This window comes from Candidatus Palauibacter sp. (assembly GCF_965216145.1).
In the GTDB taxonomy this organism is placed as follows: Bacteria; Gemmatimonadota; Gemmatimonadetes; order Palauibacterales; family Palauibacteraceae; genus Palauibacter.
Genome location: NZ_OZ244149.1, coordinates 796705 through 820999 on the forward strand (window position 1 = coordinate 796705; position 24295 = coordinate 820999).

Below are 24295 nucleotides of genomic sequence, written 5' to 3' on the forward strand. Positions count from 1 at the left end.
ACACGTGCGCGCGATGCCAACCGGGACACCTTGCCGGTGAAGAGGATATTGCCTGAGCAGGGCCGAAGGAACAGCGACCGGCGCAATCTTGGCTGGGCGAGTGGGTCCGCGACCGCTGGCGCGGTCAGCGGGGGGCGACAAGAGGAAGGGCACGTTGACCGGGCCGAGGCGCCCGGATTTGGCTACGACCGCCTGCGGCGGCCCGCCTAATCCGGGGGGCGGCTGGGAAGACCAAGCAAACTTAACAGTCCGCCCAGCCAAAATGCCCAAGCGGACCTAGTCGGGGCGCCCGGATTTGAACCGGGGACCTCTGCGTCCCGAACGCAGCGCTCTACCGGACTGAGCCACGCCCCGAGGGTAATGCGGATCGCGCGCATGGCGCGGGGCCGGGCTCGCCGAGGGGGTCGGCGAGTCGGCTTTCGAGAGCGGGTGACCGGATTCGAACCGGCGACCTCAACCTTGGCAAGGTTGCGCTCTACCGACTGAGCTACACCCGCGTGTGCTGCTCCCTCCAGCCTGCGGCCTGCCGGGCCGGAGGGGTGCTGCCAGAGCCACCGGTCGGATTTGAACCGACGACCGCCGCATTACGAATGCGGTGCTCTACCCCTGAGCTACGGTGGCGAGCCGTCGCCCGCTACCGCTTGGAGTCGGGTACGACGGCAGTGGAGCCGGCGGGACTCGAACCCGCGACCTCTTGAGTGCGATTCAAGCGCTCTCCCAGACTGAGCTACGGCCCCTCGTTCGACACGGTTTGGGGGAACGGGGCTGACGGGATTCGAACCCGCGACCTCCGGTGTGACAGACCGGCACTCTAACCAGGCTGAGCTACAGCCCCCTGTAGCGGCGTTCCCGATGGGGCCTACTGGACTCGAACCAGTGACCTCTACGATGTCAACGTAGCGCTCTAGCCATCTGAGCTAAGGCCCCGCCGAAGACAAGACGAGCGGGACCCCGGGGGGGAGCCCGCTCGGCCGACACATGCTAAACGAAGGGGCCGAATCGGTCAACCCGAACGGGGGTTGGATCGGCGGTCCGGAGCGACGGTTGCATCCACCGGAGCGCGGTATACCTTGTCCGCGATCCGTGCCTCCGACGCTGGAGGCCGCCGGGTTGATTCACGTCGTCGATTCCCCCTCAGAGAGGCGGATGAAGATAAGCTCTCGCGCGGCCGCGGTCCTCGTTGCCGTGGCCATGGGCGCCGCCGCCACGGCGCTGTACCGGCCTTCCACCGGCGACATCGAGATCGTTTCCGCGAGCCTCGATCCGTCCGCGTTCCTGCATGCGCGGGAGAGCACGGACGCGCAGGCGGCCGGCCAGGGTGAGACCGCCGCGGAGGCCGCCCAGTACACGGGAGACCAGGACCTCGCGACGATGCCCGCGCAGTGGCGCGCGATCTACGACCACGAGAATGCCACCCGCGGGCCCGAGCAGCCGATCCCGTTCAACCATCGCTTCCACGTGACGGACCTGCGGATCGACTGCATGTACTGCCATGTGGGGACGGAACGGTCGGGCTCCGGGGTCGTGCCGTCGCTCGCGGTCTGCATGGGCTGCCACCGCATCGCGGGGACGGGCCTCCCTCCGATCGAGGAACTGCGCGCGCACGAGACGCGCGGCGAGCCGGTCGAGTGGGAGTGGGTGTACAAGCTGCCGGAGTTCGTGCAGTTCAGCCACAAGGCTCACCTGCGCAACCTCGAGTGTCAGGACTGCCATGGTCTGGTCGAGGAGATGGACCGCATCTACCAGTGGGCGCCGCTCACGATGGGCTGGTGTCTCGAGTGCCACCGGCAGCCGCCCTCGGAGAGTGACGTCGCCACGGACCACACTCTTGCCCGGGACAACCCGCCGCCGCGGGCGCCGGCGCCTCGGCAGCCCGAGGGATTCTACCCGCGGGACATCGACACGGACTACGGGAAGACCCGGGCCCCCACGGATTGCGCGGCATGTCACTACTGAACGGCGACGGCGGTTGCGGTTGCGGCGGGGCCTGCCCGGGCGGCGCCCGGCCCGAGTCGGAACCGTCGGGGGTGAACGGCACGTCGCGCCGCCGCTTCCTGCAGGTGCTCGGGACCTCGGGGGCCGGGGCCGCGACCATGGCGGCGTGCGGTCCGCCGCGCTTCGCGGACAAACTCATCCCCCACCTCGTCGAGGAAGAGGGGATCACGCCGGGCGTTTCCGACACGTACGCGACGGTGCTTCCCGACGCGGGGCCGGAGCCCGTGCCGGTCCACGCGCAGGTGCGCGATGGCCGCGTCCTCGGGCTCAGCCCCAACGACCGCTTCGGGGGCGGGACGAGCGGGCTCTCGTCGCTCACGCACTCCACGCTGCAGGATCTCTACGACCCGGATCGGGTGAGCCAGCCCGTGCGGCGCAATCCGTCGACCGAGGCGGGGGCGCCCCCCTTCCAGTACGCGAACTGGGAGGATGCGACGGCCGCCCTCACGGACGCGGTTCGGGTCGGTGGCGCGGTGCTGCTGACGGGCCGGGTGACGGGCACGACGGCCCGCTTTATCGCGGAGTGGGCGCGGGTCATGGGCGTCGAACACATCGCCTGGGAGCCGTTCGGGAACGGGGCGCTGGCGGCCGGCACGGCGGAGGTTAGCGGCGGGACGGGCATGCCTCGCTTCGACCTCTCCGCGGCCGACCGGATCGCCTGCTTCGGGGCCGATTTCCTCGGTACGTGGCTCGCCCCCACGGAGCTCTCGGCGGGATTCGCGGCGGCGCGGGACGTCGAGGCGCACCGGCACGCGAAGTTCACCTTCGTCGGCCCGCGCCTGTCGCTCACGGGCGCCAACGCGGACGAGTGGATCGAGGCGCGGGCGGGCACGGAGGGCGCGGTGGCGCTGGCGGTGGCCGGCGTGGTCGCCGCAGCTCGGGGCGTGGCGCTCCCGGCCGGGTTGCCGAGCGTGTCGCCGGAGTCGGTCGCGGACGCGGCGGGGGTTTCGGCCGACGCGATCCGCGCGCTCGGAGAGGAACTCGCGGCCGCGGAAAGCCCGGTCGCGATCCCGCCCGGGCTCGAGTCGCAGGGCGCGGACGCCCGGCAGGCGCACGCGGCGGTCGCGGCGCTGAACGAGATGCTGGGCGCCGTGGGCCGTTCGGTCTTCCCCGGCGCCGGCGCGCCGGCCGGCACGACGGCTGGGTTCGCGGACATGCAGGCGCTGATCGGGCGCATGCGGGCCGGCCAGGTTCGCACGCTCATCGTGGCCGGGTGCAACCCCGCCTACGCGCTCCCCGCTTCGGCCGGGTTCGCGGAGGCGATGGCCAACGTGGCGAACACGGTCGCGATCACGCCGCACCTCGACGAGACGGCCGCGGCCTGCGGCTGGACTCTCCCTTCCCATCACGCGCTCGAGTCGTGGTGCGACGCCGAACTCGCGGGCGGCGCGATGGCGCTCGGGCAGCCCCTCATGCACCCGGTGTTCGACACCCGGCAGCGTGAGGATCTGCTCCTCCAGGTCGCGAGCGCCGTGGGCCAGGTGGCCGCGTTCGGCGCGGCCGATTACGCGACCGTGCTCAGGAACGCGTGGACCGCACGCCTCGGAAGCGACGCCGCATGGCTGGACGCGCTCCGGCTCGGCGGCGCCACGGCGGCGGCATGGACCGGCGCCAACGGCTCGGAGACGGCGGCGGTGCCGGGGAACGGCGACGCGGCCGCCGGGGCTGGCGCCATGGGCGGCTTCGCCTCCCCGCAGACGCCCTCGGGCACGCAACTCGTCGTTTACCCGACGGCCCAGTTCTACGACGGGCGGGGCGCGAACCGCTCCTGGATGCAGGAGCAGCCCGACGCCATCACCAAGGCCGTGTGGAACTCGTGGGTGGAGATGCACCCCGACATGGCCGAGTCGCTCGGCGTGGAGCGAGGCGACCTCGTCCGCGTCGAGTCCGACCGGGGCGCGATCGAGGCGCCGGCCTACGTGTACCGCGGCATCCGCCCCGATACGGTGGCGATTCCGCTCGGGCAGGGGCACACGGAATACGGCCGCCACGCCCGGGGCCGCGGGGTGAACCCGCTCGACCTGCTGGCGCCGACCGCGGACCCCGGCTCGGGCGCCCTCGCCTACGCGGGCACGGCCGTCACGGTTACCGCGACGGGCGAGCGGGGCCGGCTCGTCATCACCCAGGGGTCCCACGACGACCAGGACCGCGAGATCGTCCACGCGATGAACGTCGAGGACGCCTTCCACGAGATCGAGGCGCACGAGATCGATCTCGTCGAACTGGTCGAGGCCGCGTGGGATTCCGATCCGAACAGCCCGTACCGCTGGGGCATGGCCATCGACCTCAACGCCTGCACCGGCTGCGGCGCCTGCGTCACCGCCTGCTACTCCGAGAACAACATCCCGACCGTGGGCGAGGATCAGGCGGCCCTCAGGCGGGAGATGTCGTGGATGCGGATCCACCGTTTCGAGGAGGAGACGGAGGACGGCGGGTTCCAGACGGTCCAGCAGCCCATGCTCTGCCAGCACTGCGGCGACGCGCCGTGCGAACCGGTGTGCCCCGTGTACGCGACGTACCACAGCCCGGAGGGGCTCAACGTCCAGGTCTACAACCGCTGCGTCGGCACGCGGTACTGCGCCAACAACTGTCCCTACAAGGTCCGGCGTTTCAACTGGTTCGACTACGATGCGCCCGGCCGTGGTGACGACCAGGCCTTCCCCTGGCCCCTGAACCTCCAGCTCAACCCGGACATCACCGTCCGCGAGGTCGGGGTCATGGAGAAGTGCACGATGTGCGTGCACCGGATCAACAAGGGGAAGATCGACGCCAAGGAGGAGGGGCGGACGCTGAGGGACGGCGAGGTGGTCACCGCCTGTCAAGCCAGTTGTCCAAGCAACGCGATCACCTTCGGCAACCTCAAGGACCCGGAGAGCGAGGTCTCGCGCAAGGCGAAGAGCGCCCGGGGCTACCATGCGCTCGGTGAACTCGGCGTGCGACCCGCGATCACCTACCTCGAGGACGTGACGCACCGGCACATGGCCGGCGGTGAGCACGCCGAGCCGGCCGCGGAAGGCGAAGCGGCGCACTGATGGCCACGCTGGAGGCGAAGGCGCCCGCCCACCCGACGCTGGCCGACGCGAACCGCGACATCACGCGGCCCATCTCGCGACCCGACAAACGCTTCTTCCTCGTGCTCGGCATCGCCGGCGCGGGGCTGGCACTCATGTTCGGCGCCTGGTTCTACCAGATCGGCGCGGGCATCGGGGTCGCCGGGATCACGCACCCCGTCTTCTGGGGCGTGTACATCACGACCTTCGTGTTCTGGGTCGGGATCGCCCACTCCGGGACGCTGATTTCGGCCATCCTCTACCTCTTCCGCTCCGGCTGGCGCACGACGATCAACCGGACCGCGGAGGCGATGACGATCTTCGCGGTGATGACGGCGGGGCTCTTCCCCCTCATCCATCTGGGCCGCGTCTGGTACTTCTACTACCTCATGCCGTACCCGTCGCAGCGGCAGATCTGGCCGGACTTCCGGTCGCCGCTCGTGATGGACGTGTTCGCGGTGTCGACGTACCTCATAATCTCGGCCCTGTTTTGGTACACGGGCCTCATCCCCGATTTCGCGGTCCTGAGGGACCGGGCGAAGGGGTGGGCGTACAAGATCTACGGGGCGCTCTCGCTCGGCTGGCAGGGGACGGTGGGCGAGTGGCGCCACTACCGCCGCATCTACCTCTACATGGCCGGGATCGCGACGCCGCTGGTGCTGTCGGTGCACTCCGTGGTCTCGTGGGACTTCGCGCTTTCGATCGTGCCGGGCTGGCACTCGACGATCTTCGCGCCGTACTTCGTGGCGGGAGCGATCTTCAGCGGGGTCGCGCTCGTCATCACGCTCATGATCCCGCTGCGGTGGGCGTTCGGGCTCGAGGCGTACATCACCGAGAAGCACTTCGAGAACATGGCGAAGCTGGTGCTCCTTACGTCGCTCATCGTCGGCTTTGCGTACGGCACCGAGTTCTTCCTCGCTTACTACTCGGCCGATCCGATCGAGCTCGAGAGCTTCCGCTGGCGGGCGTTCGGAGACTACGCGCTTCCCTTCTGGGTCATGGTGTTCTGCAACGTGGTCGTGCCGCAGGCGCTGTGGTTCAAGAAGGTGCGAACGACGCTGCCGGCACTCTTCGCGCTCACGATCTTCGTGAACATCGGGATGTGGTACGAGCGCTTCGTCATCATCGTGACCTCGCTCGCCCACGAGTACGAACCGGGGGGTTGGGGACTCTACGTACCGAGCTGGGTGGAGCTGTCGATCCTCGTCGGCAGCTTCTGCTGGTTCTTCTTCTGGTTCCTCCTCTTCTCGCGCAGCCTGCCGGTGATCTCCATCGCCGAGGTGAAGGAACATCTCGCGCACCAGCACGGGAACGGGCACGGAAATGGCCATGGGGACGGCCATGAGTAGCGGCGTCCTCGGGCAGTACGACACGCTTCCCGGCACGATCGACGCGATCGAGCGGCTGCGGAACGCGGGGCACCGCGACATCGAGGTGTTCTCGCCGATCCCCTCGCCCGAGATCGAGGAGGCGATGGACATCCACTCCTCGCCGGTGCGCGTGTGGGCGCTGACGGGCGCGATCACCGGGTGTACGCTCGGGCTGCTTCTCACGGCGGGCACGTCGCTGGCCTATCCGCTCGTCACGCAGGGCAAGCCGCTCGTGTCGCTGCCTCCGTTCGTCATTTTCATGTTCGAACTCACGGTACTGCTGACCGGGATCTTCGGGCTGGTGGCGCTGCTCGTGCACACGAGGCGGCCGGTGATCAAGCTCGACCCGGCGTATCGCACGTCCTTCTCGGTGGATCGGTGGGGCATCTTCGTCCCGTCCGAGGGCCAGGGCCGCACCGCCGCCGAGGCTCTCGTGCGGGACACCTCCGCGGTCGAAGTGGAGGTGCAGGGATGACCGGCCGCGGGGCCGTGGTCGTGCTGCTGGCCGCCTTCGCGGCCGGCGCCTGCGACGACCAGATCAAGCACATCGAGAAGCGCACGCCGTTGTTCAGCACGATGTCCTGGCAGCGCTCCGTCGAGGCGTTCGAGGAGCAGGCGCGGCTGCCCGTGCCCGGTACGATGCCGATCGACGGCCAGCGCACCTACGACCTGCTGGCGGCCGACACGATGATGTCGAGCCCGATCGCGGGGACGGAGGCCGATCTGGCCCGGGGCGAGGAGCTGTTCGGCCAGTTCTGCACCCCCTGCCACGGCGTGACGGGGGTGGGAGACGGCCCGGTGGTGGGACAGAACCGGATTCCCGCCATCCCTCTCCTCAACATTCGCGGCGAACTCACGCGTGGTTACACGGACGGGTACATCTGGGGGCTGATCACGAACGGGCGCGGGTTGATGCCCGCCTACCCGCGCATCCCGGCCATGGACCGGTGGTACCTCGTCGCGCACGTGCGGCGCCTGCAGGCGGAGGCGGTGGCCGAGGAAGCGGCGGCGGCAGCGGCCGAAGCGGCGGAGGAGACGCCGGGAGAGACCGGCGGCACCGGAAGCACGGGAGGCGGCCCGTGAGCGGCGGTCGCCCGAGCGTCGCCACGAGCGAGGCGCTGAAGACGATCAGCGGCCGGATTCCGATGCCATGGCTCATCGTGTGGGGGGCCGCGGTCGCCATCGGCGCGGTGGGGTTCGTGACGACGGTGGGGGGCGATGCCCAGCGCGCCTGGATGAGCGTGTGGTCGAACTTCCTCTTCTGGACCGCGATCTCGATGGCGGGGATCGTGTTCGGCGCCGTGCTCCAGGTCGCGAAAGGGCACTGGGGGAAGAGCTTCCGGAGGCTGGCCGAGGCGGCGGGGGCGTTTCTTCCCGTTTCGTTCGCGCTCTTCTTCACTCTGCGCCTCGGCGCCGAGCACATCTTCCCCTGGCTCGGGCCCGTGGAGACGGAACATCTGAACCGCGACTGGCTCACGCTCGACGGCGTCTTCCTGCGGAACGGGGTCCTGATCGCGCTGCTCTACGCCTTCGGCTTCCTGTGGCTCTTCTATTCGATCCGGGCCGATGCCCCGCTGGTCGCCGGCGAGCACCGCGGCTGGCGCAGGACGCTCGTCTCTCTCCTGGCCCGCCGCTGGCGAGGGGACGAGGAGGAGGTCACGCGCTGCCGAAACCGGATCGGACGTCTGTCGGCTGCGCTGATCCTGAGTTGGGCGATCATCTTCTCGCTCCTCTCGTTCGACTTCGGCATGTCGCTCACGCCGGGGTTCGTGAGCATGATTTGGGGGCCGTACTACTTCATCGGCGGCTGGCTCGGCATGCTCGCGCTGGTCGCGATCATGGCACACCACTACAACGGGCGCTTCGACGGGCTCCAGCTGTGGGGGAAGTGGGATTTCCACGATCTCGGGAAGCTGACCTTCGCCTTCGTCGCCTTCTGGACCTACCTCTGGTTCTCCCAGTACCTCGTGATCTGGTACGGCAACATCCCGCGCGAGACGAACTTCTTCATGCCGCGCTCGACGGGCGGCTTCGGCTTCATGTTCTGGCTCCAGATGGTGCTCATCTTCGCACTCCCCTTCCCCTTCCTGCTGGGTCGAAGCCCGAAGATGAGTTCCCGCTGGCTCGCGTTCGTCGGGTCGCTGATCCTGATCGGCTTCTGGGTGGAGCGCTGGAACATGGTGGCGCCGTCGATCTGGCACGGAGAAGGCCTGCCGCTCGGCCCGCCGGAAGCGATGATCTCGGTCGGCTTCCTGGGGCTGTTCGCACTCGCGTACGGCGCCTATTCGACGACGTTCCCGAAGGTACCGTTGCGCGAGACGATCGCCGTGGGGAGTCCCGGGCGCGGACCGTAGCCGCGGTCGGATCCCGTTCCCGTGACCGGAGGGGTGCCCCGACGGACCTCCAGCCTCTATTGTAAAGGTCTTCGTATGACGTGACGGCGCGAATTCATGCCGTTTTGCGGTGTGATTTCGCGCCGCCGAGTTTCTGACCGGGGCGAGTTGGATGGAGCTTTCCGAAAACTACGAGCAGTTGCTGCAGCGTACGAACGCAACCGTCGAGAAGTACCGCGAAGGGGCCGAGGAGTTGAGGTCGAAGCTCCGCGAGGCCCGGGCCGGCCGGAAGGTCCAGATCATGGCCATGATCGACCGGCTGGAGCGGAAGTACGACGGGGCGAAGACCCGGCTGGACGAACTCTCCGGTTCCGAGAACGAGGGCAGCAGCCGCGCGCTCGGCGCTCTTCATCAGAAGGTCGTCTCCGAACTGTCCGACATGAAGCGAACGATCCAGACCCGGATCCGCTGACCCCGCCGACTCGCTACTCCGATGGCCCGCCAACGAACCGGCAGCGGCCCATCCGACACCGCATGCCGGTCAACTCCTGGCTCAGCCGCTTGAGTTCGGCACGCGCCTCCGGGTCGTAAGCCTGGGCGTTGCCGTTGGCGGGGCTAAGGCCGCTGAAGTACTGCCCGCTCTCGAAGTCGTCGGAGTCGACCACCTGCATCACCGCGTCAGCGCCTTCGGCGATGGTCGAGCGCGGTGTCGCGCCCGCCCTTCGCACCATCTCGGTCGGCATGTAGGTAGCCGGATGGAGAGAGCCGACCACAATGCCGGTTCCGTCCAGCTCCTCGGCGAGGTCGAGGGTGAACATGACCTGCGCGAGCTTGCTCTGGGCGTAGGCACGGCGCCCGCTGAAGTTCTTCTCGATCATCACGTCGTCGAAGTCGATCGGCGTCTGCGCACCGGACGACACGTTCACGATGCGGGACGGCGCGCTGGCGAGGAGGCGCGGCATGAGCATGTGCGTGAGCAGAAAGGTGGAGAGGTAGTTCACCTGGAAGCGGTACTCGTGCCCGTCCTCGGTGAGCCACCGCTCGTCCGGGGCCGAGCCGAAACCCGCATTGTTGATGAGGATATCCAGCCGGTCGTAGTCGGCCAGCAGCGTCTCGGCGAACTGCCGGACCTCCTCCATCGACGCGAAATCGGCGCGGTAGAAGCGGGCGCTCCCGGGCCCCTCGGCATTGATGGCATCCACCACCTCCGCCCCGCGCTCTTCGCTGCGCCCGTGGACGATGACGTGACCGCCGCGCGCGCCCAGCCGCAGGGCAAGCTCCCGGCCGAGCCCGGAGGTCGCCCCGGTGACGAGGACGACCTGCTGTCCGGGTTCGGGGACAGGGGTCGCCTGAGCCGGTAGCTCGGTGGCGAAGCCGGCCCAGGCTGCCGTGAAGGCGGCGAGGGCCATTGCGACCGCCGGGACGGGGTTCCTGGGCGTGGTGTTCATGCTGGGCGGGCTCCTTTTGTTGGATAGGTCATAAGGATTCCTGTGCGGACCGCGGCAGCGTGTCAATGTCGACGTCGGCCGCAGCGGCGGCGCGGGGCAGCGCGGCGCGCGCCTCGAGCGCCTTGATCGCACTCGAGATCGCCTGGCCCGTGGGGTTTCCCGCCCCCGTGCTCCTGAGGACTTCGCGGAGCCGGGGCAGCGCTTCAACGGCGTTGATCTCCGCGAGCGCGTTCGCCGCGTGCGTGCCGGAGAATCCCCCGAGCGCGTCGCCAAGCGCCTCGATGATCTGCGGCCTGTATTCGCCGTCGTAGGCCTTGAGACGTCCGAATTCGCCGCCGAACGCCGCAAGCACGGTGCCAACGAGCTCGTCTTCGCCCAGCTGCCTCAACGCATCCGCAACCCTGTCGCGCACGCGCGCGCCGTCGGCCGTTCGCGTATCGCCGAGAAGACGGACGAGGGGGGCGACCGCCGTCCGGTCCTGAATCCGGGCGAGGGCTTCGATGACCCCGGCCCTTAGCGACGTGTCCTCGTCCTCGAGAACGGACGCGAGGGCCGGCACGGCTGCGGGGTCCCCCAGCCGTCCGAGCGCGGCGGCGGCGTCGCGGCGAGGTCCGTCGCCTTCCCAGAGGACGTACTTGTCCTTGATCCGGCCTCCGGGCGCACGCAGGCGCCGGATGTGGATCCGGACATCGTCCTCATACGCCTTTCCCTCGTGACAGACCTGCTGCAGAACCTCGGCGAAGAGGTCGAACAGGGTCCGGAGCTGCGCGAGATCCTTGATGGTGCCGGTCGATCGGAAGTGGAGTTCGTCCACCCCGGCGGGGAACTTGCCGAACAACCCGTCGTGCCCCTTGACGGACAGGTGAATCTTCGGCTGGGCATCGATGAGATGACGGATCTTCCTGTTGTCGAAGAGCCGCCGCACGCGCCGCGGCGCATTGCTCTTGATGACGAAGTCCCGATCGAAGCGAGCGTGGCCGACCTCGATATCCTCCATGCCCAGCGCCTTCCCCAGCCCGCTGAACATGCCCGCCCGGTAGATTTCGAACCTGAAGCTTTCCGGATTGAAATAGGGAGCGCGAAGCCTCGTGTAGGTCTGGTGCGAGTTGCCGGCGTGCTGCGTGAACGTGTCGAGGGTGATGATCCAGTCGTCGGCGCGGGCCTGGACGGCAGACTGGGTCAACAGGCCTCCTTCGTGGAACTGCCCGCCCACCTCCGAGGAGAGCTGCCGCCAGATCTTCTCCCGGCTCGGCCCGAAGAGGGCCTTGAACGAGCTCATGCGGCGGATTCCCCGGCGCCTCATCGCATCCCCTGCGTTCATCGTAATCGTACCACCGGGTGCTCGACCCTCAGGTCGGTCTTCCGGTGCAGGTCGTGTACGGTAACACACAGCCAGCGGTTTTCGTCCACCGAGTAGGTTACGCGCAGCCGGGGTGACGCTCCCTTCCCGGCCGGGTTGAGCGGCAACCCGGCGTCCGCCTCGTTGAGGCACAGGCAGAAGGCCCGTTCGCCCGCGGTCCCGGGCACGAAATAGCGGGACCCATTGGCTCGCTCGGTCCAGTCGATCGGACGCCCGGCGACGCGCCCGATCTCGCAGATGAAGAGGTTGATGTGTTGCTGGCCATCGAAACCCGGGGCGTAGTAGCGCGTCACGAAGTTGTCGACCGTCGGGAAGCTCGTTCCCCCGGGGATGAGCAGCTCGTACTCGGCCTCGGCCTCGTCGTCGGGCAGAACGCGAAGCCCGTAGTCGTGGTAGATGAAGTCCTCTACGTGCGCGCCACCCGCGAAGATGCACGCGCCCCGCGCTACGCTCGCGAAGGGGAGCCACTCCCGCACCTTCTCCCGGCCGAGCACGTCGCCCACGACGTTGCGCACTTCCGGAAGGAGGGTGGACCCACCCTCGAGGATCACGTCGTCGATGCCGGCGGCGGGCACGCCATGACGGGTTCGCAGCTCGGTGAGCAATGCGTCGAGGAGTTCCCGCATCCGCGAGTACAGGCCCTTCTCGGCGAGAAGCTCGCTCAGGACGTTGTAGTCCAGCTTTCCATACGTCTCGTTGCGGAAGGTGAAGTCCCCCTCCCTCCCCGCGCTCGCGAGCAGCTTCACACGCTCGGCCTCCCATCGGAGCGCGACCTCCCATTCGGGCCAATCATGCATGGCCGTCGGGACGAAGCGCTCCAGAATCCAGCGGTCCACATCGTCTCCGCCGAGTTCCACGGCCTGTTTCGCCAACACCTCCGCCCGGCCGGTCTCCACCGTCCGCGCACCGTGGGTCCTCACGACGGCGGCTTCCATCGATCCACCGCCAAAATCGAACGCTACGAGGGTGGTGGGGCGTCCGACATCCACGCCGTAGCCGAGCGCGGCCGCCACGGGCTCATCGAGCGTGCGGAACACGATCCGGGTCGGCTTCCGCCGGAGGCGCCCCCACAGGTGCTCCCACCAGCCACGGTGCTTCACACCGCGGAGGATCCCCTGCAGCTCGGCCCGGTACGTTTCGTAGAAACCGCTCGGCGTGGCGATGGTGATGTCGGTGATGTCTTCGCCGAATTGCGCCTCGAGCTTGCCGATGACCTCCCGGAGGAAGAACGTAGCGGCGTCCTGAGCGGTGAAGGTCCTCCCGCCCACGCGCGCCATGGCCCGGCCGCTCTCCATGCCGAGGTAGCGCTTGAACCCGCGCGCGAAGCCCGTGGCCTGTCCGTCCCAGTTGTAGGTAACGGCCTGCTGGCCGATCAGGACTTCCTCACCGTCCCGGTCCATGACGCATACGCATGACGGCAGGACCGGGGTCTGGGTGAGGGGCTCGAGCTTCGCGAGGTCCGGCAGGTTCACGATGTGCGGCCGGCCGGACCGATCTTCACAGATGGTCGTGTTGGACGTGCCGAGATCGATGGCCCAGTGGGTCGTCATGCCATTGCGTCCCCGGTAAGACGGCCCGGCGGCGCGCCGACATCGACGACGAGAACCGTGATGGTGCGACGCTGTTCCCGTGGAATGCGGTCGATCAACCTGTCTCGAAGTTCCTCCGATGACTCCGGACGGTCGGTAGGTCGGTCATGGGGCTAACGATAGGCCATTGAGCAAAACTGCTCAACAGCTTATCCGTTGGCACGGTCCAGAGGATGGTCTACGCGGCGTTCGTCCTGTTCACTTCGCCCCCTTCCTCCAGGGAGTTCGCAGAGGTCAGTCCAGACGAAGGGCGGCGCGGAGGAGGCGCTGCTGGCGGCGGGCGTGTTTTCCGAAGTAGCCCTCGGCGGGGCTGGCGCGCTCGGGGCGGCCGATGTAGACCGGCTCGCGGCCGATGAGTTGGCGCAGGTGCGGCCGCACGGACGTCCAGGCGCCCATGTTCTGCGGCTCCTCCTGCACCCAGCAGATCTCCGCCTCGGCGGGATAGGGAGCCAGCGCGGCCGCCAGTTCCTCCGTCGGGAACGGGTACGGCTGTTCCACGCGGAGGATCGGGATGTCGCGTTCGGCAGGGGCCTCGGCGAGCAGGTCGAAGTAGACCTTCCCGCTGCAGATGAGGACCCGGTCCACGCGGTGGGGCTCGACGGCCACCCCCTCGTCCGGGAGCACTGCCCGGAACTCGGCGTCCGTGAGATCGGCGAGCGTCGAGCGGGCCCGGGGGTGCCGCAGCAGGCTCTTCGGCGTCATCACGATGAGTGGGCGGCAGGTGGCGCGGAGCGCCTGCCAGCGGAGGACGTGGAAGTACTGTGCGGGCGTCGTGCAGTTGACGACGCGGATGTTCCCCTCGGCGGCGAGTTGCAGGAAGCGTTCGAGCCGGGCGCTGGAATGTTCCGGCCCCTGTCCCTCGGACCCGTGGGGAAGGAGCAGGACGAGCCGCGACTCCAGGCCCCACTTCGAGCGGCCCGACACGACGAACTGGTCGATGATCGCCTGGCCGACGTTCGCGAAGTCTCCGAACTGGGCCTCCCACATGACGAGCGCGTTGGCCGCGATCGTCGAGAAGCCGTACTCGAAGCCGAGGGTGGCGATCTCGGACAGGGGGCTGTTGGCGATCTTGAGCGGCGCCTGCCCCTCCTCGATGTGGGCGATGGGCGTGTATCTACGCCCGTTTTCCGCGTCGTGGAGGACCAGGTGCCGGTGCGAGAACGTTCCGCGCTCGCTGTCCTCGCCGGTGAGCCGGACGGGAACGCCTTCGGTCAGCAGGCCCGCGAGGGCGAGAGCTTCCGCGTGCCCCCAGTCGATCCCCCGGTCCAGCGCGGCGCGGCGCCGTTCCAGTTGCCGCCCGAGCTTGTGGAAGGGGGTGAAGTCCGACGGCCAGCGATGGATCGCGTCGTTCAGTTCCCGGAGCCGGGCCTCGCCGAGGCCCGTCGGCCGCGGCTGCTCGGCCGGGTCCGTGAGCCACGCGACATCCGGTGACGCACCCGTGCGCGCCTCCGCCTCCTTGTGCGCCGCGATCGTCCCCCGCGCCGCCTCCAGTTCGGCGTACACCCCCTCGACCATCGCATCGACCTCACCCTCGGTGAGGAGGCCCCGCTGGACCACGACCTCCGCGAACTGCTCCCGAACGCGAGGGTGCCCGGCGATCCGGTCGTACATCACGGGCTGCGTGTAGGACGGTTCGTCCCCCTCGTTGTGGCCGTAGCGACGGTAGCCCACGAGGTCGATGACGATGTCCTCCCCGAACTCGAACCGGTAGTCGATGGCGAGCCGCACGGCCGCCATGCACGCCTCGGGGTCGTCGGCGTTGACATGCACGACCGGGAGCCGGAAGCCCAGTGCAAGGTCGCTCGCGTACCGGGTCGAGCGGCTCTCCCCGGGAAACGTCGTGAAGCCGAGCTGGTTGTTCGTGATGATGTGGAGCGTGCCGCCGGTCTCGTAGGCGGAGAGCCGACACAGGTTCAGCGTCTCGGCGACCACGCCCTGGCCCGCGAAGGAGGCGTCGCCGTGGATGAGGATGGGGAGGATCGCCGAGGCGTCGGCGGACTCGCCGGTGAAGCGCGCCGCGCGCGCCATGCCGAGCACGACCGGATTCACGTGTTCGAGATGGCTCGGGTTGGGGGCCAGCCGCACGTCGAGTTCGACTTCGTCCTCGGCGACCTGCGACCTGCCTCCGATGTGATACTTCACGTCCCCGGATCCGTGCTCCGGGAGGGCGGTCATGATCCCGCGTTCGGCCTGCTCCTCGAACTCGGCCACGATCGACTCGTAGGAGAGGCCCATGACGTGGGCCAGCACGTTGAGGCGGCCGCGGTGCGCCATCCCCAGGAACACCTGCCGGGCACCGCGCCGGCCGGCCCCGCCGATGAGCCCCCGCAGCATGGGGACCAGCATGTCGAGCCCCTCGACCGAGAAGCGTTTCTTCCCCAGGTAGGTGCGGTGCAGGAAGCGCTCGAGTCCTTCGACGCGGGTCAGCCACTCGAGACAGTTGCGCGCCCGCGTCCGGCTCATGAGGAGGCGGTGACGGTGCGACTCGATGTAGTCCACCAGCCAGTCACGCTGGGCTGGGTCCTCCATCTGGTCCAGCTCATAGCCGATCGGGCCGCAGTAGATCTCCTGCATGCGATCCAGCACCTCGGCCGCATTGTCCCCCAGGTGCTTGAGCCAGACGGCAGTGGCGGGCACCCGCGCGAGTTCCTCGCGCTGGATGCCGTGGTATTCCGGTTCCAGCAGGGGATGCCTCGGGGGCTCGGAGCCCAGCGGATCGATCCGCGCGCCCAGGTGGCCGTACGCCCGGTAGGCCTCGACCAGGGCCCCCGCGATCGCGGCGAGTCGCAGATCCTCGGTCGCGACGACCTCGGCCACCGCCAGCGGAGGCGGCGGGGGCGGCGGCGCAATCCGCGGGAGCGCTTCGAGCGGCGGCGCGGCCGATGGGTCCCAGCCGGCCAGCGCGGGCGGGATCACGCCCCGGTCGCGAAGCTCCCGTTCGTAGAGCCGCTCGGCGTATCCGGCGTTGTAACCGTCCGCGGTCATCAGCGGTGTGACGCGCCCGGCCCGTGTCCGTGTTCGGTGTTCTCGGCGCCCGCCCCGCCGGAAAGGCTGCGATGCACGGTGTCGAGCCAGCGCTCCGTGGAGATGAACCCGGCGCCCCAGTCCGCCCACTCCTCGGAGACGCCCTCGCCCTGGATCTGCTCGCTGCTCATCCCCCCGTCGATCTTGCCCCGCACCATCGCGATCGTTTCCGTGATCATCCGGTGGTACGTCCGCAGGTCGTCCACCGAAGAGAGGGGTCCGTGCCCGGGGATGATCCGGATGTCGGCGGGTACATTGTCCAGCACGCCCTGGATGCCGCGCGCGAGTCCTTCCACGCTCCCGCCGCTGTCGATGTCGACGAAGGGGAAGCGGCCGGCGAAGAAATCGTCTCCCATGTGGAGGACGTTGGAATCCATGAAGTAGATAAGGGCATCCCCGTCCGTGTGTCCGTTCGGGATGTGGAACGCCCTGATCTCCTCGCCGTTGAAGTGGATCGAGAGCGCATCGTCGAAGGTGACGATCGGGAGGGCCACATCGGGCGAGCCGCCCGCCGCCAGCCTCGAGCGGACGTTCGTGTGCGCCACGATCGTCGACGCGTCGCCGAACTCGGCGTTGCCGCCGGTGTGGTCGCCGTGGAAGTGCGTGTTGAGGAGGAACCTCGGCTCCGCCGCCTCCGCCGACTGCCCGACTTCCCTCAGGGCGGCACGGATCTTTTCCGCCAGCGGGGCGAACTGGTCGTCGACCATCAGCACGCCGTCGGGCCCCGACGACACGCCGATGTTCCCGCCCTGCCCGACCAGCATCCAGACGGTACCCGCCACGTGCGTGGCTTCGATCTGGACGGCCGAGAAGTCCTGCTGCGCGAGGGCCGGACTCGTCGCGAGACCGGTCGACAGCGCCGCCAGGAAAAGGGGTCGAACTCTCGATCGAACTCTCATGGGTGTACTCCTCGCTCCAGCCCGCCGGGCGTCATCGGGGTTCGGGCGTCGAAGATGCGGCGGCGGCGGTCCGAATGCCACCTGGGAGTCCGCCGAATCCGCGACCTCGAAGCTAGTTCGAGCGGATGTGTCGCAGCGTCCCGCCGAAAGGATTAACGCCGACGGGATATCGGGCCTCGACGGTTCCCGCACCATCGTCTCCCACCTCGATGACGGCGACATCCCCGACCCGCGAGCTCATCACGTAGAGCCGGCGTCCGTCGGGCGAGAAGAGCGGGAACCCGGGGCCGGGCCCGAGCGTGACGTGTCCCGCCACCTGCCGCGTCTCGACGTTGATGATGGCCACGTTCTCGGTGTCGTTCCGGGTGGACGCGGCGAACCGTCCGTCGGGCGAGACCGAGATGCGGCCCGCCCCCCAGCCGCCCGTATCGATCGTCTCGACCACCTCGTCGGTCGACGTGTCGATAACGGTGACCGTTCCATCGTAGTCCGAATGCACCCACGCTTCCCCGCCCGGTGTGAAGTCGACCCCGACCGGTCCGCCGGGCACGTCGATGATCTTCACGATCTCGTCGGTGCGCGTGTCGATCACGACGACGCGGTCATCGTCCCGATGCGGGTAGTAGAGCTTGTCGCTCCGGGGGTCGACCGCGAGGAAGTGCCCACCCTCCAGGAGGAGATCGATCTTCCCGCTCACTTCACCGCGCGACACGTCGTACACCACGATCCCCGGCACCTCCGCCCACTCCACGCCGATGTACAGCTTCGTCCCCTCCCGGTTGAGCGCGACGCCGTGCGGGAGCGCCGACCGGTTCGTGATCATTTCGGACCCGAGCTGGCGCTGCTCCGGAGCACGCTGGAAGTACTCCGACTCGATCCTCCCCCTCTCCTCGAAGGTCTCGCCGTCGAGGATCACGACGTACGGGGGGTTCTGCGGGATGGCCACGAAGATGGTGCGTCCGTCGGGCGCTGCGACCGCTTCGTGCGGCTGGTTCCTGGCCGTGAACTGATTCACGATGCGGCCGCTCGCCGGGTCGAGTTCGTAAGCCGTGAAGTCGGAATGGCTGAGCGCGATGATCGTGTGATCCTGGGCGGCGGCCGATACGAACCCTCCGGACGGAACCCCCACGATCACCGCGAGGATCAGCGATCTCAGCGACACAACGAGCGGTTTCGGCAAGATTCGGGACATCCGGTCCTCCCCCCGTGCGGGCGATGTCGGCCCCCGGCCGGCCGGCGGTGCCCTTGACCATCCGGCGATTCCGAAAGCACACTGCGCGAAATGCGCAGCTATATCGTCTTTCTTCTTCTCCTCACGATCAAGGCCGGGAGCCGCATCTTTTCCAGGGTGCGACTGGAGTGGGTCCGCGAGGTGGACGCACCCTGGTCCGGCCTGCGCGTGCTCGCGCTCCTCAACCACACGAGCCTGTTCGAGCCCGTACTGCTGTCGATCGTACCCAATCGCCTGCTCTGGCGGATCGCCGCGCACGGGGTCGTCCCGGTCGCCGACAAGACGGTCGCGCGCCCCGTCGCCGGCCGGCTGTTTCGACTCATCGCTCGCGAAGTCGTGCCGGTGACGCGCGAGCGGGACGACACGTGGACCGAGGTGCTCGACCAGATCCGGGATCCCGAGGCGCTGATCATCATCTGCCCGGAAGGGCGCATGAAGCGCCGGACCGGGCTCGACATCTCCGGGAATCCGATGACGATCCGCGGCGGAATCGCCGACATCCTCGCTTCGAGGGAGGGCGGACGACTGCTCATTGCATACAGCGGCGGGCTTCACAACATCCAGGCCCCCGGCGAGCGCTTCCCGAGGCCGTTTCAGCATGTGTGGCTGGGCGCGGAAGTCCTCGACATCGCGACGTACCGCGAGCGGCTGGCCGCCTGGTATGGCGCGGACTCGTTCAAGGCCGGGGTCATCGAGGACCTGACCCGCCGTCGCGATGCCTATTGCCAGAGCCTCGCGCAGCGCCGGACGCCGCGCCGGCCGGGCGCTCGTCCCGCCGGATCGCCTTCAGCCACGGGGATCAGTTGAAGCGGACGCGCTCCCAGCGGCCGTCCGACCCCAGGCTCCACGCCCGCCCCCCGATCACGACCAGCGAGATCCGGCTCGCATTCCGGATGTCGGCGAGAGGATTCGCTTCGAGCACCAGGAAATCCGCCCGCTTGCCGAGTTCGATGGTCCCCCGTTCGTGCAGCTGACCTAGAGCGATCGCCGCGTTGCGCGTCGCCATCCCTATGACCTCCAGTTCGGGAATCCCGGCTTCCACGAGCAGTTGCATCTCCCGGTGGAAGCCGCTCCCCCAATCCGTGGCCCGGGGGGCGTCGGAGCCGATGAGCATGCGGACGCCGTGGCCGTGCAGGGTTCGGACCAGGGCCTGAACCTTCGGCCACGCGGCACGAAGCTCGGCCCGCTCGACCTCGGAGACCGACGCGCATGCGGCCGTATCGGGGACGCAGTCGAGAGGCGCCGCCGCGCTCGCGAGGAGCGGGGCCAGCGTCGCGTCGTTGGACAGCAGAGCGGTGACGGCGCGGTCCACCTCCGGGCCGTGCGACTCGAGACGCGCGAGCCAGTCCGCATTTGTACGCGTCCCGCCTCCGGCCGCCAGCGCCTCGAAACCGTCCCGCTCCGCTACCGGGAGAAGATCGGGATCGCCGGACACCAGCGGGCTCGCCACGGCGGCTCCGGCGCGGAGGGCGAGCAGCCAGCCCTCTCCGCGACGATCGGCCCACACGGGCAGGTCCGCCTGCCGCGCGGCGCGGGTGATCCCGACCAGCCATTCCGCGGGAACATTGGGGGAGACGGAGATGAAGTCCGCCCCATCCCGCGCCTGGCGCTCCACCTCCTGGATGACCGCGGCCTCCGACTGAAGCCGCACGCCGGACGCCTCGTCCCCGGCGTCCAGCACCGGCCCGCCGATGTAGACGGATGGAGCGGGATCCTCCCCGAACCCTCCGCGCCCCCGCGCCTGGAAGAGATCCAGCGGGACTGCCCCGTCACGTACGCCCGTGATCCCGAACGCGACGAGGGCGTGCAGCTCCTCCGGCGTGCGCGGCGAGGCCTGGACGTCGATGAACCCCGGGAGGAGGTAGCTCCCCGACAGGTCCACGACCATCGAGCCCTCCGGGACGACCATGGAGCCCTGAGTTCCGACGCCGCGGATAAGCGCGCCCGTGACGAGGACCGCGGAGGAGGGTCGCGGGGGTCCCCCACGGCCATCGATGAGCGTCACGTTGACGAACAACTCGGACCGGAGACCCGGGAACGGGTCCTGGACGACCCCCTCGGCTTCGGCCGGGAGGGTCGGGACGCCCAGCAGCGCCGCGGCCGCCACGATCCGCCATCCGGCCGCCGGGCCTGCTCCGCGCATCTCAAGCACCGCCGGAGTCAGCGCTGCCACCGGGCTGCGAGGCGACGCCGGATCGGATGTACAACTCCCGCCGCGGATAGGGGATTTCCACGCCGGCCTCCGCGAAGGCCCGGAGCGCCCGCTCGCTCATCTCGTCCGCGATGCGTCGCCGCGTCCGCGCCTCCAGGATCCACACTCGCAGCTCGAGCTTCACCTCTGATGGCCCGAACCCGCGCGCGATGACGATCGGGGCGGGATCTCGCTTCACCCCGTCGACCGCGTTGGCGATGTCGACGAGCAGTTCCTTCGCCCGGTCGATGTCCGAATCGTAGGCGACGGAGAACGGGATCCTCAACCGGATGTGCTGGCCCGACATGGTGTAGTTGGTGATGTCGCGCTGCATGATCTGGTTGTTCGGGACGACGATGACGAGGTTGTCCGGATTGCGGATCTTCGTCGCGCGCAGGCCGATCTCGATCACGTCGCCCCAGGAGCCGGTCTCGTTCGGCGCCGTCCACAATTCGATCCGGTCTCCCACCTGGAACGGGCGGTCTACGATGAGCAGCACGCCCGCGATCAGGTTCGAGAGCGTGTCCTTGGCGGCGAGCGACAGCGCGAGCCCCATGACGCCGGCCCCGGCGAGCAGCGGCGTGACGTTGATGCCCAGTTCGGAGAGCGCGAGCACGACGCCGAGGGTGATGATGACGAAGCGGACGGCCTTGTTGATCATCGGGAGCGCCGTCTTGTCGAGCGACGTCTCGGTGCGGGAGACGACCTCGCTCTCGATCGCCGTCAGGAGGTCCCCCACGAAGCGGCTGAGCGGGAAGAACAGGACGCCGATCCAGATCGCATGCACCCACTGGGCTAACGTGGGCAGCCCCCAGATGTCCAGCAGGCGCCAGATCGCCCACGCCCCGCTCGAGAGCAGCAGGAACTGCCGGAGCAACCGGACCGCCAGGTCGTCGAGTTTGGTCGCCGTGCGCGTCACCCAGTTTCTCTGCGCGCGGCCCAGAATGGCGTGCGCCACCGCGTAGACGACGCCGGCGATCAGCAGCACAACCAGACTGGGCAGCCAGCGGGGAGCCGCATACGCGACGACCTGGCTCCACCACTGGGCCAGGTCAATCGAACTCAGGTCGAATCCAAGTGTCTCCATCACGCCTCGCTGTTCTCACGGGTCGCTCACCGGTCCCCCCGGTTCACGATCCGGCCTCCCAATGGTACCGCCGTTCACGCGCCGCGGGTAACTTGTGGTAGCGAGCGGCAGGAATCGAACCAGGAGCGAAGATGTTCCAGAAGATTTTCCGAGGGATGTGCGCGGCGGCGGTGCCCTGTGTGGTGCTGGGCATGGTGCTGATCGTCACCGGTTGCGCGCCGGAAGCCGCGGCGGAGTACGCGGAGAAAGCGGAGAACACGGTCGTGGCGGATGGCGGTGCCGGCGACGCGACGCTGGCTGCGGCCATCGCGGCTGCTCCGACCATCAAGGTCTACAAGTCCCCCACCTGCGGGTGCTGCGCCCTCTGGGTCGACCACATGCGGGAGGCCGGCTTCGAACTCGACGTCGAGGACACTCTCGATATGGTCGGCGTGAAGATGGACGCGGATGTGCCGCTGCAACTCCAGACGTGCCATACGGCGCTGGTGGGCGATTACGTGTTCGAGGGGCATATCCCGGCGGAGGTCATCGCGCGTTTCCTCGCGGAAGCGCCGGCCGCACGCGGGCTGGCCGTCCCGGACATGCCGATTGGCTCCCCCGGCATGGAGTTCGGCGACCGCGTCGATCCATACGACGTGATCCAGTTCGACGCCGAGGGCAAGACGTCGGTCTACGAGCGTCGCTAGGGTCCCGTGATCCGTCGAAGGGCGCCGAACCGGCGCCTCCGGGTCGGGCTTCCGGTGTCCTCCGTTCTCGCGCTGGCGACCTTCGCCCCGGCAACGGCGTGGGCTCAGGACGAGGAGCAGGAGATCATCGACACCCTCGTCGCGATGTGGGCCGCGATCGAAGCGGGCGACCTCGACGCCTATGCGCAGTACGTGCACCCGGACTTCACCGCCTTCGGGGAGAACGACGTCTATCTCTCCGTGGGCAAGGGTCTCGAGTTGAGGAGTTACGGGGACTATCTGAACCGAGCCCGGGACGTCCACACCGAGATGCATCAGCCGCAGGTCACGATCCGGGGCGATGTCGCATGGATCACCTACTACTGGACCGACTCCGGCCGGATCGGCGAGGAGCGATTCACGAGCCGGGGGAAGTCCACCCGGATCTTCGTGCGCGAAGGGGGTCGCTGGCTCTGCATTCACGGCCACTACACCGCGGTCCCTTGACCCCGGCTGACATCCCTCCCCTACGGGGGGGCAGGGTTTGTCAAACGCCGGTTCGGGACGGTAGTTTCCTTCTCCCAACAGATCCGGCGTTTACCCCTGGATGGTCATGGTCTCTATGAACTCCAGCGACGGGCGTGACGATCCCGGGCATGATCACGATCCCGGGCATGATCACGATCACGACCATGACCACGATCACGGGCATGACCACGGCCATGATCACGACCACAGCCACGGGATCTTCAGCGCCCACGACCACTCGGAGGAGCTGAGGAACGCCAGCAAGCGGGACTTGACGACAGCGCTGGTGATCATCGCCAGCTTCATGTTCGTCGAGGTGGTCGGAGGCATCCTGTCGGGAAGCCTCGCGCTCATTGCCGATGCGGGGCACATGCTCACCGATGCGGCTTCCATCGGTCTCGCGCTGTTCGCCGTGCACTTTGCGACCCGCGCCGCCTCGGTGGAGCGCACCTTCGGTTACCACCGGCTGGAGATCCTCGCCGCCCTCATCAACGCCCTCACACTCTGGCTGATCTCCGCGTGGGTGATCTTCGAGGCCTACCACCGCTTCCAGGAGATACCGGAGGTCGAGGGAGGTCTGATGCTGATCGTCGGGACCCTCGGACTCCTCGCGAATCTCGCCGCCGCCTGGGTACTTCACCGGTCGGCGAAGCACAGCGTGAACGTCGAAGGCGCCCTGGCCCACGTAATCGCCGACCTGCTCGGGTCGGTGGCGGTCATCATCTCCGGCGTGCTCGTGTGGGCCTTCGAGTGGCACATCTCCGACCCGATCCTCAGCGTCCTCATCGGTGTGCTGATCCTGCTCAGCACGTGGCGCCTGCTGGCGAAGGTCGTACACGTGCTGCTCGAAGGGACGCCGAAACACGTCGATGTGTACCGCCTATGCCACGAGATCGAGGATCTCGAGGGCGTCACGGTCATCCACGACGTCCATGTGTGGACGCTCGCACCGGGCTACGACGCGCTCACCGCGCACGTTCTGGTGGATCCCGAGCACGAGCGGGATACTTCCAATCTCCTGCACGAGATTCAGGAGATTGCGTACAACAAGTTCAACGTTCAGCACATCACGGTCCAGTTGGAGGGCACGGCCTCTTCCTGCCGGGAGGACCACCACGTCGACCACCTTGTGGCGACCGCGCGCCCACACTAAACGGAGGCTGCCTCATGGGCGGACACGATCACGCCTGCGAAAGTCACGACCACGAGCACGTACACGGAGAGGGCTGCGGCCACGAGGCCGTGCAGCACGACGGGCACACCGACTACGTCGTCGACGGGCACCTGCACCATGCGCATGGCGACCACTGCGATCACCACGGACCGGCGCCCGGTCACGATCACAGCTGCGAGGGCCATGACGACGGTCACGTACACGGAGAGGACTGCGGCCACGAGGCCATGGAACACGACGGTCACACCGACTATGTCGTCGACGGGCACTTGCACCATCAGCACGGCGATCACTGCGATCACCACGGACCCGTCGGGCAGGACTGAGCCCGGAATCTGAGTGTTTCAGCTG

At 68.4% G+C, this 24295-nt stretch carries 21 protein-coding genes and 6 tRNA genes; 11 read left to right on the top strand and 16 right to left on the bottom strand.

Annotation, left to right across the window (positions count from 1 at the left end):
• Nucleotides 1-280: 280 nt before the first annotated feature.
• The 6 genes from ACOOHF_RS03490 to ACOOHF_RS03515 all read right to left on the bottom strand — a co-directional run bounded on the left by ACOOHF_RS03490 (nt 281) and on the right by ACOOHF_RS03515 (nt 927).
• A tRNA-Pro gene (locus ACOOHF_RS03490) sits at nt 281-354 on the bottom strand.
• Between the two features lie 70 nt (nt 355-424).
• A tRNA-Gly gene (locus ACOOHF_RS03495) sits at nt 425-497 on the bottom strand.
• A 52-nt stretch (nt 498-549) separates the two neighbouring features.
• Nucleotides 550-621: transfer RNA gene (locus ACOOHF_RS03500), tRNA-Thr, on the bottom strand.
• A 42-nt stretch (nt 622-663) separates the two neighbouring features.
• Nucleotides 664-737 (bottom strand) — tRNA-Ala (locus ACOOHF_RS03505).
• A gap of 23 nt (nt 738-760) precedes the next feature.
• A tRNA-Asp gene (locus tag ACOOHF_RS03510) sits at nt 761-835 on the bottom strand.
• An 18-nt stretch (nt 836-853) separates the two neighbouring features.
• Nucleotides 854-927: transfer RNA gene (locus ACOOHF_RS03515), tRNA-Val, on the bottom strand.
• Between the two features lie 219 nt (nt 928-1146).
• On the opposite strand from ACOOHF_RS03515, the gene ACOOHF_RS03520 reads away from it, so the two are divergent.
• The 7 genes from ACOOHF_RS03520 (at nt 1147) to ACOOHF_RS03550 (ending at nt 9220) form a co-directional block, all read left to right on the top strand.
• Nucleotides 1147-1956: a cytochrome c3 family protein gene (locus ACOOHF_RS03520; protein ID WP_420463390.1), complete on the top strand. Its 810-nt coding sequence runs from the start codon at nt 1147-1149 to the stop codon at nt 1954-1956.
• Nucleotides 1944-5027, top strand: a complete 3084-nt coding sequence (locus tag ACOOHF_RS03525; protein WP_420463391.1) for a molybdopterin dinucleotide binding domain-containing protein — start codon at nt 1944-1946, stop codon at nt 5025-5027. Before ACOOHF_RS03520 ends, ACOOHF_RS03525 begins: the two co-directional genes overlap by 13 nt.
• Entirely contained in the window at nt 5027-6394 is a 1368-nt protein-coding gene (nrfD, locus tag ACOOHF_RS03530; RefSeq protein WP_420463392.1) for an NrfD/PsrC family molybdoenzyme membrane anchor subunit, read from the top strand. Before ACOOHF_RS03525 ends, nrfD begins: the two co-directional genes overlap by 1 nt.
• The gene (locus ACOOHF_RS03535) at nt 6375-6890 is read left to right on the top strand and encodes a DUF3341 domain-containing protein (protein WP_419936139.1); all 516 of its coding nucleotides are present in this window, start codon (nt 6375-6377) and stop codon (nt 6888-6890) included. Before nrfD ends, ACOOHF_RS03535 begins: the two co-directional genes overlap by 20 nt.
• Nucleotides 6887-7498: a c-type cytochrome gene (locus ACOOHF_RS03540; RefSeq protein WP_420463393.1), complete on the top strand. Its 612-nt coding sequence runs from the start codon at nt 6887-6889 to the stop codon at nt 7496-7498. Before ACOOHF_RS03535 ends, ACOOHF_RS03540 begins: the two co-directional genes overlap by 4 nt.
• Nucleotides 7495-8769 (top strand): hypothetical protein, encoded by a 1275-nt coding sequence (locus tag ACOOHF_RS03545; RefSeq protein WP_420463394.1) that lies wholly within the window; start codon nt 7495-7497, stop codon nt 8767-8769. The genes ACOOHF_RS03540 and ACOOHF_RS03545 overlap by 4 nt, the downstream gene beginning before the upstream one ends.
• Nucleotides 8770-8920: 151 nt before the next feature.
• Nucleotides 8921-9220 carry a hypothetical protein gene (locus ACOOHF_RS03550; RefSeq protein ID WP_419936136.1) on the top strand — a complete coding sequence of 100 codons (300 nt, stop codon included), beginning with the start codon at nt 8921-8923 and terminating at the stop codon, nt 9218-9220.
• A 13-nt stretch (nt 9221-9233) separates the two neighbouring features.
• On the opposite strand, the gene ACOOHF_RS03555 is transcribed toward ACOOHF_RS03550, so the two are convergent.
• From ACOOHF_RS03555 to ACOOHF_RS03580, 6 genes are all read right to left on the bottom strand, one after another.
• Entirely contained in the window at nt 9234-10196 is a 963-nt protein-coding gene (locus tag ACOOHF_RS03555; protein ID WP_420463395.1) for an SDR family oxidoreductase, read from the bottom strand.
• Between the two features lie 28 nt (nt 10197-10224).
• Nucleotides 10225-11475, bottom strand: coding sequence for a HEAT repeat domain-containing protein (locus ACOOHF_RS03560; RefSeq protein WP_420463396.1), 1251 nt, complete (start codon nt 11473-11475; stop codon nt 10225-10227).
• A 38-nt stretch (nt 11476-11513) separates the two neighbouring features.
• Nucleotides 11514-13106 (bottom strand): Hsp70 family protein, encoded by a 1593-nt coding sequence (locus ACOOHF_RS03565; protein WP_420463397.1) that lies wholly within the window; start codon nt 13104-13106, stop codon nt 11514-11516.
• A 273-nt stretch (nt 13107-13379) separates the two neighbouring features.
• A complete protein-coding gene (locus ACOOHF_RS03570; protein ID WP_420463398.1) occupies nt 13380-16130 on the bottom strand; it encodes a 2-oxoglutarate dehydrogenase E1 component in 2751 nt (916 codons plus the stop codon).
• Nucleotides 16130-17068, bottom strand: a complete 939-nt coding sequence (locus ACOOHF_RS03575; RefSeq protein ID WP_420463399.1) for an MBL fold metallo-hydrolase — start codon at nt 17066-17068, stop codon at nt 16130-16132. Before ACOOHF_RS03575 ends, ACOOHF_RS03570 begins: the two co-directional genes overlap by 1 nt.
• Nucleotides 17069-17180: 112 nt before the next feature.
• A complete protein-coding gene (locus ACOOHF_RS03580; protein WP_420463400.1) occupies nt 17181-18260 on the bottom strand; it encodes a hypothetical protein in 1080 nt (359 codons plus the stop codon).
• Between the two features lie 90 nt (nt 18261-18350).
• Between ACOOHF_RS03580 and ACOOHF_RS03585 the strand changes: the two genes are divergently transcribed.
• Nucleotides 18351-19106, top strand: a complete 756-nt coding sequence (locus ACOOHF_RS03585) for a 1-acyl-sn-glycerol-3-phosphate acyltransferase (RefSeq protein ID WP_420463401.1) — start codon at nt 18351-18353, stop codon at nt 19104-19106.
• Here the strand turns inward: ACOOHF_RS03585 and ACOOHF_RS03590 are convergent.
• Both ACOOHF_RS03590 and ACOOHF_RS03595 read right to left on the bottom strand, forming a co-directional pair.
• Nucleotides 19099-20442, bottom strand: coding sequence for an amidohydrolase family protein (locus ACOOHF_RS03590; RefSeq protein WP_420463402.1), 1344 nt, complete (start codon nt 20440-20442; stop codon nt 19099-19101). The two genes, ACOOHF_RS03585 and ACOOHF_RS03590, sit on opposite strands and share 8 nt — an antisense overlap.
• Nucleotide 20443: 1 nt before the next feature.
• The gene (locus ACOOHF_RS03595) at nt 20444-21577 is read right to left on the bottom strand and encodes a mechanosensitive ion channel family protein (protein ID WP_420463403.1); all 1134 of its coding nucleotides are present in this window, start codon (nt 21575-21577) and stop codon (nt 20444-20446) included.
• A 131-nt stretch (nt 21578-21708) separates the two neighbouring features.
• Here ACOOHF_RS03595 and ACOOHF_RS03600 point away from each other — a divergent pair, with 131 nt between their 5' ends.
• Both ACOOHF_RS03600 and ACOOHF_RS03605 read left to right on the top strand, forming a co-directional pair.
• Nucleotides 21709-22263 (top strand): DUF411 domain-containing protein, encoded by a 555-nt coding sequence (locus ACOOHF_RS03600; RefSeq protein ID WP_420463404.1) that lies wholly within the window; start codon nt 21709-21711, stop codon nt 22261-22263.
• Nucleotides 22264-22269: 6 nt separating this feature from the next.
• Nucleotides 22270-22749 carry a YybH family protein gene (locus ACOOHF_RS03605; RefSeq protein WP_420463405.1) on the top strand — a complete coding sequence of 160 codons (480 nt, stop codon included), beginning with the start codon at nt 22270-22272 and terminating at the stop codon, nt 22747-22749.
• A gap of 40 nt (nt 22750-22789) precedes the next feature.
• Here ACOOHF_RS03605 and ACOOHF_RS03610 read toward each other — a convergent pair whose 3' ends face one another.
• Nucleotides 22790-22984 (bottom strand): hypothetical protein, encoded by a 195-nt coding sequence (locus ACOOHF_RS03610; RefSeq protein WP_420463406.1) that lies wholly within the window; start codon nt 22982-22984, stop codon nt 22790-22792.
• A 57-nt stretch (nt 22985-23041) separates the two neighbouring features.
• On the opposite strand from ACOOHF_RS03610, the gene ACOOHF_RS03615 reads away from it, so the two are divergent.
• On the top strand, nt 23042-23923 hold the full coding sequence (locus ACOOHF_RS03615) for a cation diffusion facilitator family transporter (protein WP_420463407.1): 882 nt from the start codon (nt 23042-23044) through the stop codon (nt 23921-23923).
• Here the strand turns inward: ACOOHF_RS03615 and ACOOHF_RS03620 are convergent.
• The gene (locus ACOOHF_RS03620; protein WP_420463408.1) at nt 23920-24246 is read right to left on the bottom strand and encodes a hypothetical protein; all 327 of its coding nucleotides are present in this window, start codon (nt 24244-24246) and stop codon (nt 23920-23922) included. The two genes, ACOOHF_RS03615 and ACOOHF_RS03620, sit on opposite strands and share 4 nt — an antisense overlap.
• Nucleotides 24247-24295 lie beyond the last annotated feature (49 nt).

Coding starts and splice junctions, on each gene's coding strand:
- ACOOHF_RS03520 (WP_420463390.1), top strand. CDS start 1,147: ATGAAGATAAGCTCTCGCGCGGCCGCGGTCCTCGTTGCCGTGGCCATG.
- ACOOHF_RS03525 (WP_420463391.1), top strand. CDS start 1,944: ATGTCACTACTGAACGGCGACGGCGGTTGCGGTTGCGGCGGGGCCTGC.
- nrfD (WP_420463392.1), top strand. CDS start 5,027: ATGGCCACGCTGGAGGCGAAGGCGCCCGCCCACCCGACGCTGGCCGAC.
- ACOOHF_RS03535 (WP_419936139.1), top strand. CDS start 6,375: ATGGGGACGGCCATGAGTAGCGGCGTCCTCGGGCAGTACGACACGCTT.
- ACOOHF_RS03540 (WP_420463393.1), top strand. CDS start 6,887: ATGACCGGCCGCGGGGCCGTGGTCGTGCTGCTGGCCGCCTTCGCGGCC.
- ACOOHF_RS03550 (WP_419936136.1), top strand. CDS start 8,921: ATGGAGCTTTCCGAAAACTACGAGCAGTTGCTGCAGCGTACGAACGCA.
- ACOOHF_RS03555 (WP_420463395.1), bottom strand. CDS start 10,196: ATGAACACCACGCCCAGGAACCCCGTCCCGGCGGTCGCAATGGCCCTC.
- ACOOHF_RS03560 (WP_420463396.1), bottom strand. CDS start 11,475: ATGAGCTCGTTCAAGGCCCTCTTCGGGCCGAGCCGGGAGAAGATCTGG.
- ACOOHF_RS03565 (WP_420463397.1), bottom strand. CDS start 13,106: ATGACGACCCACTGGGCCATCGATCTCGGCACGTCCAACACGACCATC.
- ACOOHF_RS03570 (WP_420463398.1), bottom strand. CDS start 16,130: ATGACCGCGGACGGTTACAACGCCGGATACGCCGAGCGGCTCTACGAA.
- ACOOHF_RS03575 (WP_420463399.1), bottom strand. CDS start 17,068: ATGAGAGTTCGATCGAGAGTTCGACCCCTTTTCCTGGCGGCGCTGTCG.
- ACOOHF_RS03580 (WP_420463400.1), bottom strand. CDS start 18,260: ATGTCCCGAATCTTGCCGAAACCGCTCGTTGTGTCGCTGAGATCGCTG.
- ACOOHF_RS03585 (WP_420463401.1), top strand. CDS start 18,351: ATGCGCAGCTATATCGTCTTTCTTCTTCTCCTCACGATCAAGGCCGGG.
- ACOOHF_RS03590 (WP_420463402.1), bottom strand. CDS start 20,442: ATGCGCGGAGCAGGCCCGGCGGCCGGATGGCGGATCGTGGCGGCCGCG.
- ACOOHF_RS03595 (WP_420463403.1), bottom strand. CDS start 21,577: ATGGAGACACTTGGATTCGACCTGAGTTCGATTGACCTGGCCCAGTGG.
- ACOOHF_RS03600 (WP_420463404.1), top strand. CDS start 21,709: ATGTTCCAGAAGATTTTCCGAGGGATGTGCGCGGCGGCGGTGCCCTGT.